Annotated in this window: 7 protein-coding genes; 1 reads left to right on the top strand and 6 read right to left on the bottom strand. The window is 73.7% G+C overall.

What is annotated here, in order from left to right; genetic code table 11:
• Positions 1-50: 50 nt before the first annotated feature.
• Positions 51-962, bottom strand: coding sequence for a hypothetical protein (locus tag ABFY07_RS43380; protein ID WP_428837120.1), 912 nt, complete (start codon positions 960-962; stop codon positions 51-53).
• Positions 963-1,358: 396 nt separating this feature from the next.
• Here ABFY07_RS43380 and ABFY07_RS43385 point away from each other — a divergent pair, with 396 nt between their 5' ends.
• Complete coding sequence (locus ABFY07_RS43385; RefSeq protein WP_428837121.1) at positions 1,359-2,510, top strand: MinD/ParA family ATP-binding protein; 1,152 nt, start codon at positions 1,359-1,361, stop codon at positions 2,508-2,510.
• 110 nt (positions 2,511-2,620) lie between these two features.
• Here the strand turns inward: ABFY07_RS43385 and ABFY07_RS42215 are convergent, their stop codons facing one another.
• The 5 genes from ABFY07_RS42215 to infB form a co-directional block, all read right to left on the bottom strand.
• Entirely contained in the window at positions 2,621-3,604 is a 984-nt protein-coding gene (locus tag ABFY07_RS42215; RefSeq protein ID WP_346179545.1) for a bifunctional riboflavin kinase/FAD synthetase, read from the bottom strand.
• A gap of 113 nt (positions 3,605-3,717) precedes the next feature.
• Positions 3,718-4,635 carry a tRNA pseudouridine(55) synthase TruB gene (gene truB / locus ABFY07_RS42220; protein ID WP_346179546.1) on the bottom strand — a complete coding sequence of 306 codons (918 nt, stop codon included), beginning with the start codon at positions 4,633-4,635 and terminating at the stop codon, positions 3,718-3,720.
• On the bottom strand, positions 4,632-5,141 hold the full coding sequence (rbfA, locus tag ABFY07_RS42225; protein WP_346179547.1) for a 30S ribosome-binding factor RbfA: 510 nt from the start codon (positions 5,139-5,141) through the stop codon (positions 4,632-4,634). Before rbfA ends, truB begins: the two co-directional genes overlap by 4 nt.
• A gap of 120 nt (positions 5,142-5,261) precedes the next feature.
• Positions 5,262-5,558 carry a DUF503 domain-containing protein gene (locus ABFY07_RS42230; RefSeq protein ID WP_065965262.1) on the bottom strand — a complete coding sequence of 99 codons (297 nt, stop codon included), beginning with the start codon at positions 5,556-5,558 and terminating at the stop codon, positions 5,262-5,264.
• A gap of 149 nt (positions 5,559-5,707) precedes the next feature.
• Positions 5,708-8,113, bottom strand: a 2,406-nt coding sequence (gene infB / locus ABFY07_RS42235) for a translation initiation factor IF-2 (protein ID WP_346179548.1), incomplete at its 5' end; no start/stop codon positions are given.

Raw genomic sequence — 8,113 nt, forward strand, 5'->3', positions numbered from 1 at the left:
ATAGGTCTTGATCGGGTTCGGGGCGTTCTCCACCGGGGCCCACTCGGGGATCAGCGCCGGGCGCGCCGTGGCCGCCCGAGGGCGCCGGTGCCGCCGGGCCGGGGCCGCTTCCGCAGCAGCGTACGGACACCCCGCAGCAGGCACCCGGCGGGCCCGCCGGGGACGGCTCCTTCGCCCAGCAGGCCGCCGCCTGGCCGCCGCCGGCCCCCGGCACCGAGGGGCAGCCCGCCCCTGGCTCCCCGACCGGCCCGCAGCCCTCCCCCGCGGCCCCCGGGCAGGGCGGCTACGGGTTCCCGCAGCAGGCCGCAGGCCCCGGCAACCCGCAGGCCCAGCCCGGACAGGCCCCGGCCGCACCCGGCCAGGGCCCTGCGGCGCCGCAGGGCGGTTACGGCTTCCCGCAGCAGACCGCAGGCCCCGGCAGCCCGCAGGCCCAGCCCGGACAGGGCCCGGCCACGCCCGGCGCACCCGGCCAGCAGGGCGGCTACGGCTTCCCGCGCCCCGCCGACGCCGCGCCCGCCGACGCCACCCCCACCGGCGGCACCCCGGTCACCGGCACCCCCACCGCGACGCCCGGACCCGCCGCGCCCGGCCCGCAGGCCGGTTACGGCTATCCGCAGGGCGGCCCGGGCGGGCAGCCGGCCCAGCCGGGCGCGGACCACCGCGGTTATGGATATCCGCAGCCCGGGGCGCCCGGCCCGAGCCCGGCCCAGCCCTCCCCCGGGGCGCCCGGCCAGGGCCCAGCGGCGCCGCAGGGCGGCTACGGGTTCCCGCAGCAGGCCGCGGGACCGGGCAACCCGCAGGCCCAGCCCGGACAGGGCCCGGCCACGCCCGGCGCACCCGGCCAGCAGGGCGGCTACGGCTTCCCGCGCCCCGCCGACGCCGCGCCCGCCGACGCCACCCCCACCGGCGGCACCCCGGTCACCGGCACCCCCGCCGCCACGCCCGGACCGCAGCCCGGGCACGGCGCGCCCGGCCAGGGCCCGGCGGGGCCGCAGGCCGGTTACGGCTATCCGCAGCAGAGCCCGCAGGGCGGCTACGGCTACCCGCGCCCCGGTGAAGGCGCGAGCAGCCCCGGCACCAACAACGACTCCCCCCTCGACCCGCGGACCGGCGGCTGGCCCGTCATCAGCCCGGAACAGCGGCAGCGTCCGGCGGGTCAGGGCGCGGGGGCCCCGCTCGGCTACACCGCCGCGGTCGAGCTGTCCTCGGACCGACTGATCCGCGGCAAGCAGAAGCCGAAGAAGAACAACAACAGCGGGCCTTCGCGGTTCAAGATCGGGGGCCGGAAGGAGGAGGCCGAGCGGCAGCGCAAGCTCGAGCTGATCCGTACGCCCGTCCTGTCCTGCTACCGCATCGCGGTGATCAGCCTCAAGGGTGGCGTCGGCAAGACCACCACGACCACCGCCCTCGGCTCCACCCTCGCCAGCGAGCGGCAGGACAAGGTCATCGCGATCGACGCCAACCCGGACGCGGGCACGCTCGGCCGCCGGGTGCGCCGCGAGACGGGCGCGACGATCCGCGACCTGGTGACCGCGATCCCGTACCTCAACAGCTACATGGACATCCGGCGGTTCACCTCGCAGGCGCCCTCCGGCCTGGAGATCCTCGCCAACGACGTGGACCCGGCGGTCTCGACGACCTTCAACGACGAGGACTACCGGCGCGTCATCGACGTGCTGGGCAGGCAGTACCCGATCATCCTCACCGACTCGGGCACCGGCCTGCTGTACAGCGCCATGCGCGGGGTCCTCGACCTCGCCGACCAGCTCATCATCATCTCCACCCCCTCCGTGGACGGTGCCAGCAGCGCCAGCACGACGCTCGACTGGCTCTCCGCCCACGGCTACGCCGATCTGGTCTCGCGCAGCATCACGGTCATCTCCGGGGTGCGGGAGACCGGCAAGATGATCAAGGTCGAGGACATCGTGTCGCACTTCGAGACCCGGTGCCGCGGCGTGATCGTCGTGCCGTTCGACGAGCACCTGGCGGCGGGTGCGGAGGTGGACCTGGACATGATGCGTCCGAAGACCCGGGAGGCGTACTTCAACCTCTCCGCCATGGTCGCCGAGGACTTCTCCCGCGCCCAGCAGGCGCAGGGGCTGTGGACGGCGGACGGCAAGCAGCAGCCGCCGCAGGTGGCGCCGCCGCTGCCGGGGCAGCAGCACGGCGCGGCGTACGGGCAGCAGCCCCAGCAGCCGCAGCCGTCGCCGTACCCGCAGCAGCAACAGCCGCAGTACCCGGGCCAGCCCGGGCAGCCGGGCCAGCCGGGTTACCCGCAGCCGGCCCAGCCGGGCTATCCGCAACCCGGCCAGCCCGGCCAGCCCGGCCAGCCCGGCTATCCGGGGGCGCAGCAGCAGGGGTGGCAGCAGCCCCAGCCGGGCCGGCAGGCCCAGGCAGGGCAGCCGCAGCCCGGTCAGCAGGGTTATCCGCAGCAGGGCCGGCCTGGGGAGCCGTGGCAGGCCGCGCAGCAGGGCCAGGCCTGGCAGCAGCCCGGGGGTTCCCGGGGCTGAGCGCGGCCCGGGCGCTCAGCCCCGGGCCCCGAACCACAGACGCCGGACGGGTTGGTTCCAGCCCGTCCGGCGTCTTCGTCTCTCTGCTGCCCGCTATCCGCTGGGAGGGTTCAGCGGCCGTCGTCCGCCCGGAAGGCGGCCTCCGGGGAGCCCGCCGCCTCGACCAGCTCGCGGGCGCGCTTCACATCGTCCGCCATGCGCTCCAGCAGGGCCTCGATGGACGAGAAGGTCTCCTGGCCGCGCAGGTAGGCGAGGAAGTCCACCTCGACGTGCAGTCCGTACAGGTCCAGGCCCACGCGGTCGATCGCGTACGCCTCGACCGTGCGCTCGGTGCCGTCGAACTGCGGGTTCGTGCCGACCGAGATCGCCGCCGGCATGGCCTCGCCCTCGGCGGTCAGCCAGCCGGCGTACACGCCGTCGACCGGGATCGCGGTGTGCGGCAGGGTCTCCAGGTTGGCCGTCGGAAAGCCCAGCTCACGGCCGCGCTGGGCGCCGCGCACCACGACGCCCTCGACACGGTGCGGCCGGCCGAGGACCTCCGTGGCGCCCGTGACGTCCCCCTCGGCGACCAGCCGGCGCACCAGGGTGGACGAGAACGGCTCGCCGCCACCCGCCGCCCCGCGCTGGTACAGGTCGACGACCTCGACCTCGTAGTCGTAGGTGGTGCCGAGCTCCTTGAGGAAGTCGACGTTTCCGGCGGCCTTGTGGCCGAAGCGGAAGTTCGGGCCCTCCACGACGAGGCGCGCGTGCAACTTGTCGACCAGCACCTTCACCACGAAGTCCCCGGGCGACAGCCGGGAGAACTCCGCCGTGAACGGCAGGATCAGCACCGCGTCCACGCCCAGCCCGGCCATCAGCTCGGCCCGCCGGTGGTGCGGGGCGAGCAGCGGCGGGTGGCTGCCGGGCCGTACGACCTCACTGGGGTGCGGGTCGAAGGTGACCACGACCGCCGGTACGCCCAGCTCACGCGCGCGCGCCACCGTACGGCTGATGATCACCTGGTGTCCCCGGTGCACCCCGTCATAGGAGCCGATGGTGACGACGCTGCGCCCCCAGTCCTCGGGGATGTCCTCCAAGCCACGCCAGCGCTGCACTGTGCCCGCTCCTCGCCCGAACTCATGTGTGTCGACTTCGCAGGTCTAAGACTGCCATGTCGTCGTCGTCCGCTTCGCATCGGTGGGCGTCCCGGCCGCCCGCGCCGGTGGTCTCAGGCGAACACGGCCAGGCTCTTCGCCTGGCCCTTGTGCTCCTCCACCAGGGCCAGGAAGCGCCCGTCCGGGCCGAAGACCGCGACCGGACCGGCCTCCTCACGGGCCAGCATGGCGATCCGTACGCCGTTGCCCAGCAGCCGGGCCCGCTCCGCGTCGATCTCCCAGCGCGGGAAGGCGGCGGCCGCGGCCTCGGCGATGGGCATGATCCGGAGGGACTCCTCGAGCTGGGGCAGCGTCCTGGCGGCGGCCAGCCCGTACGGGCCCACCCTGGTGCGCCGCAGCGCGGTCAGATGGCCGCCGACGCCGAGTCCGGCGCCCAGGTCGCGGGCGAGCGCCCGGATGTAGGTGCCCGAGGAGCACACCACGGTGACGTCCAGGTCGAGCACGGGCGTGCCGTCCTCCGCCTTGGTCTCGCGGTGGGCGTGCAGGGCGAAGGACGACACGGTCACCGGGCGCGCCGGGATCTCGAAGTCCTCGCCCTGCCGGGCCCGGGCGTAGGAGCGCTTGCCGTCGATCTTGATGGCGCTGACTTTGGAGGGCACCTGGAGGATGTCCCCGGTGAGCGCGGCGATCCCGCTCTCGACGGCGCTCAGGGCGGTCCCGGTCGCGCCGGTGGCGGAGGTGATCTCCCCCTCCGCGTCGTCGGTGACGGTGGTCTGGCCGAGCCGGATCGTCGCCTCGTACTCCTTCTCGGTCAGCGCCAGGTGGCCGAGCAGCCGGGTGGCCTTCTCCACGCCGACCACGAGCACGCCCGTGGCCATGGGGTCCAGCGTCCCGGCGTGGCCGACCCGCCGGGTCCCGGCGAGTCGGCGCATTCTGGCCACGACGTCGTGCGAGGTGAAGCCGGCCGGCTTGTCGACGACGACGAGGCCGTCCTGGGCCGCGGAGCGGGCCCGTGCGGTGTCGCGCGTCATGCGTCCGGGGAGCCCTTGCCGTCGGTGCTGCCGGCCGCGCCGGGGCCCTCGGCGGCCTCCTCGGCCTCCTGGTCCTCCTCGGAGGCCTCGCCGGGCTTGCGGTACGGGTCGGCGTCGCCGGCGTACGTCGCGCCCGAGGACGCCTGCCGCACCTGGGCGTCCGCCGCCTTGGCCTTGGCCAGCAGGTCGTCGATCGTCCGGGCGTTGTCCGGCAGGGCGTCCGGGACGAACGTCAGGGACGGGGTGAAGCGCACCCCGGTCTGCCGGCCGACCTCGGACCGCAGCACGCCCTTGGCGCTCTCCAGGGCCGCCGCGGAGGCCGCCCGCTCCTCGTCGTCGCCGAAAACCGTGTAGAAGACGGTCGCCTCCCGCAGGTCACCGGTGACCCGGGTGTCGGTGATCGTGACGTAGCCGAGCCGCGGGTCCTTGATCCGCCGCTGCAGGGTCTCCGCGACCACGACCCGGATGCGGTCAGCCAGCTTGCGTGCCCGCGCGGTGTCGGTCATGCGTCTTCTTCTCTCTTCTTCGGTTCGTCAATCGGTCATCGGGGACGCTCGGCCCGTCACGCGCTCACACGCTCACGCACTCACACGCTCGCGCGCTCTGACGCTCACGCGATCACGCGCTTACTCATCGTGCGCGCCGTGGAACCGGCGCCGTACCGACAGCAGCTCCACCTCGGGCCGGGCGGCGACCCAGCGCTCACAGCGGTCGAGTACGTCCGTGAGGTGGCTCGCGTCCCCGGAGACCGCCGCGAGGCCGATCTCGGCCCTGCGGTACAGGTCCTGGTCGCCGACCTCCGCCACGCTCACCGCGTAGCGGCGGTGCAGCTCGGCGACGATCGGGCGGACGATGGAGCGTTTCTCCTTCAGCGACCGTACGTCGCCGAGGAGGAGGTCGAAGGACAGCGTCCCTACATACATGCGGTCCGGGTCAAGCCACCCGTGGGGCCTTCGGTGTACGTGCTCGGCCGTCGTGCATCGCTGTGCAGACTCCGAAACCGTACACGCAATGGCCGGGGCCGATCGACGGAAATTTCTCCGCCGACCGGCCCCGGATGAGCAGCAGCGCGTCAGCCGCGCGGCTTCTCGCGCATCTCGTAGGTGGCGATGACGTCGTCGACCTTGATGTCGTTGTAGCTGCCGAGGTTGATACCGCCCTCGAAGCCCTCGCGAATCTCGGTGACGTCGTCCTTGAAGCGGCGCAGGCCCTCGATGTTGAGGTTCTCCGCGATGACCTTGCCGTCGCGGATGAGGCGCGCCTTGGTGTTCCGCCGGACCTCGCCGGAGCGGATGAGGACACCCGCGATGTTGCCCAGCTTGGACGAGCGGAAGACCTCGCGGATCTCCGCCGTACCGAGCTCGACCTCTTCGTACTCCGGCTTCAGCATGCCCTTGAGGGCCGCCTCGATCTCCTCGATCACCTGGTAGATGACCGAGTAGTAGCGGACGTCCACGCCCTCGCGCTCGGCCATCTGCGTGGCACGCCCCTCGGCGCGCACGTTGAAGCCGATGACGATGGCGTCGGAGCCGGTCGCCAGGTCGATGTCGGTCTCGGTGACCGCACCGACACCGCGGTGCAGCACCCGCAGGTCCACCTCGTCGCCGACGTCGAGCTGGAGCAGCGAGGACTCCAGGGCCTCGACCGAACCGGACGCGTCGCCCTTGATGATGAGGTTGAGCTGCTGCACCTCGCCGGCCTTGAGCACCTTGTCCAGGTCCTCGAGCGAGACCCGGCGGGTCCGCTTGGCGAAGGCCGCGTTGCGCTCGCGCGCCGCGCGCTTCTCGGCGATCTGGCGGGCGGTGCGGTCCTCGTCGACGACGAGGAAGTTGTCGCCCGCGCCCGGGACGTTGGTGAGACCGAGCACCAGGACCGGGGTCGAGGGGCCCGCCTCGTCCAGGGCGTTGCCGTTGTCGTCGAGCATCGCTCGGACGCGGCCGTACGCGTCGCCGGCCACCATCGTGTCGCCGACCCGCAGGGTGCCGCGCTGGACCAGCACGGTCGCCACGGCGCCGCGGCCGCGGTCGAGGTGGGCCTCGATCGCGATGCCCTGCGCGTCCTGGACGGGGTTGGCCCGCAGGTCGAGCGAGGCGTCGGCGGTGAGGACGACGGCCTCCAGGAGGTCGTCGATGTGCAGCCCCTGCTTGGCGGAGATGTCGACGAACATGGTGTCGCCGCCGTACTCCTCGGCCACCAGGCCGTACTCGGTCAGCTGACCGCGCACCTTGGTCGGGTCCGCGCCCTCGACGTCGATCTTGTTGACCGCGACCACGATCGGCACGTCGGCCGCCTTGGCGTGGTTCAGCGCCTCGACCGTCTGGGGCATCACACCGTCGTTGGCCGCCACCACGAGGATCGCGATGTCGGTCGACTTGGCACCGCGGGCACGCATGGCGGTGAACGCCTCGTGACCCGGGGTGTCAATGAAGGTGATCTTCCGGTCCTCGCCGTTGACCTCGGTGGCGACCTGGTAGGCACCGATGTGCTGGGTGATGCCGCCGGCCTCGCCCGCGACCACGTTGGTCTTGCGAATCGCGTCCAGCAGTCGGGTCTTACCGTGGTCGACGTGACCCATGACGGTCACGACCGGCGGACGGGAGACGAGCGCTTCCTCGCCGCCCTCGTTCTCGCCGAACTCGATGTCGAAGGACTCGAGAAGCTCGCGGTCCTCCTCCTCCGGGCTGACGATCTCGATGTTGTAGTTCATCTCCTCGGCGAGGAGCTGCAGCGTGTCGTCGGAGACGGACTGCGTCGCGGTGACCATCTCGCCCAGGTTGAACATCACCTGGACCAGGGACGCCGGGTTGGCGTTGATCTTCTCCGCGAAGTCGGTGAGCGAGGCACCCCGCGACAGCCGGACCGTCTGGCCGTTGCCGCGCGGCAGCATCACGCCGCCGATCGACGGGGCCTGCATGGCCTCGTACTCCTGGCGCCGCTGCCGCTTCGACTTGCGGCCACGACGCGCCGGGCCGCCGGGACGGCCGAAGGCGCCCTGCGTGCCACCACGGCCACCGGGACCACCCGGACGGCCGCCGAAGCCGGGACGGCCACCGCCGCCACCGAAGCCGCCGCCGCCACCGCCGCCGCCGGGACCACCCGGACGGCCGCCGAAGCCGGGACGGCCGCCACCGCCGCCGCCACCGGGACGGCCGGCGAAGCCGCCGCCCGGACGACCGCCGCCGCCGGGACGACCGGCACCGCCGGGACCGCGGCCACCGCCGCCGGGACCCGGACGCGGGCCCGCGGCGGGACGCTGCGGCATCATGCCCGGGTTGGGACGCGGGCCGCCGGGACCGCCGCCCGGACGGGGACCGCCCGCGGCGCCCTGCGGACGCGGCATCGCGCCCGGGGTCGGCCGGGGACCGCCGGGACCGCCGCCGGGCCGCGGGCCACCGCCCTGGCCGCCCTGTGGGCGCGGGGCGAGGCCCAGTACCCGGGACGAGTCCTGCGTGTGTCCTGCGTGTGCACGGCTGTGAAG

The sequence above is a fragment of the Streptomyces sparsogenes subsp. cuspidosporus genome, assembly GCF_039532705.1.
Taxonomy (GTDB): domain Bacteria; phylum Actinomycetota; class Actinomycetes; order Streptomycetales; family Streptomycetaceae; genus Streptomyces; species Streptomyces sparsogenes.